Source organism: Pseudomonas sp. Sample_9, assembly GCF_004307535.1.
In the GTDB taxonomy this organism is placed as follows: domain Bacteria; phylum Pseudomonadota; class Gammaproteobacteria; order Pseudomonadales; family Pseudomonadaceae; genus Aquipseudomonas; species Aquipseudomonas mercuritolerans.
The window spans coordinates 1-1575 of record NZ_RAZO01000484.1 but is presented as its reverse complement, the minus strand read 5'-3'; the positions used below and the strand labels follow the sequence as shown (position 1 = coordinate 1575).

Sequence of the window (1575 nt, the reverse complement as noted above, 5' to 3'; positions counted from 1 at the left end):
TCAACGGCACCTACGGCTACCTCACGCTTGATGCCAACGGCAACGCCGTTTATCAGAGCAATCCGAACACGGTGAACGGCCCGGGCGCGGTGGATGTGTTCACCTACACCGTGCGCGACGCCGACGGTGACGAAAGCACCACGACCATCACAATTGACGTTTACAACAGCTGCCTGAAAGCCGTCAGCGACACTGACGTCACCGTCTACGAAAAGGCCCTCGACCTGAACAAGGATGGCCAGGATCTGGCGGCGGGCAGCGTGGTCGGCAGCGATCCGGACAGCTCTGGCGAAACCGCTTCCGGCACCCTGGTCGGCTCGGTCACTGGTGCGGTCGGCGCGATCAGCTATGCACTGGTCGGCAGCGCCACCGGTAATTACGGGCAGATCGTCCTCAATGCCAATGGCACTTACACCTACACCCTGACTTCGCCGGCTACCACCACGTCGCACGCCGACGACGGGGCCAACAGCCTGAGCGAAACCTTCACCTATCAGGCCACCGACTCTCTCGGCAACGTCGTCACCAGCACAATCGTCGTGAGCATCGTCGATGACGTGCCGAAAGCGCTGAATGACAGCAATGCCGACAACGCGACCGAAGCCCAGCTGACCCTGACCGGCAACGTTCTCGACAACGATGTGCAAGGCGCCGACCGCGTCGCTAGCGGCCCGGTGACTGCCGGTACTTTCACTGGCACTTACGGCACGCTGGTGCTCAACGCCAACGGCACTTACACCTACTCGCTGGACGCCAATGACGCCGACTTCAAAAACCTCCACGGCGGCGGCAACGGCACTGAAACCTTCACCTACACCATCACCGATGCCGACGGCGACACCAGCACCGCCAACCTGGTGCTGAACATCCATAACAACGACGATCCGGTGTGCCTCGACGGCCTCGATGTGAAGGGCGGCGAGATCACCGTCTACGAGAAAAACCTCAGCGACGGCAGCAGCCCCGACACCTCGGCGCTGACCCAGAGCGGCAGCTTCACCGTCACTGCGCTTGATGGCCTGCAAACCCTCACGGTCGGCGGCATTGCGGTGATCAGCAATGGCGTCGCCGCCGGTTTGCCGCAATCGGTGGTCTCGCCATTGGGCAGTACGTTCACCATCACCGGTTACGACCCGGCCTCCGGCGTGGTCAGCTACAGCTACACCCTGGTCGACAATGAAGCTCATCCGAACGCCAACGGTGCCAACAGCCTCAGCGAGAGCTTCGACGTGGTCGCCACTGATACCGATGGCAGTACCGCCAGCGGTCAGATCAACGTCAATATCGTCGATGACCTGCCGAGCGCCAATCCGGATGCGGCTTCGGTCGCGGAAGGCGGCACCGTCAGTGGCAACGTCTTCGCTAACGATAGTGGCGGCGCTGACGGTCCGGCGGTTTCCGGTGCCGTGATCGGCGTGCGTGCCGGTGCCGATACCTCCACTTCAGCCGTCGGCGGTTTGAATTCGCAGATCAATGGAACCTACGGCTACCTCACCCTCGATGCCAACGGCAATGCCGTCTATCACAGCAATCCGAACGCGGTGAACGGCCCGGGCGCGGTGGATGTATTCACCT

Annotated in this window: 1 protein-coding gene; it reads left to right on the top strand. The window is 62.0% G+C overall.

The features are described 5' to 3' along the window. On the top strand, nucleotides 1-1575 hold a 1575-nt coding region (locus D6877_RS27470; RefSeq protein WP_194089641.1), incomplete at both ends, for a VCBS domain-containing protein.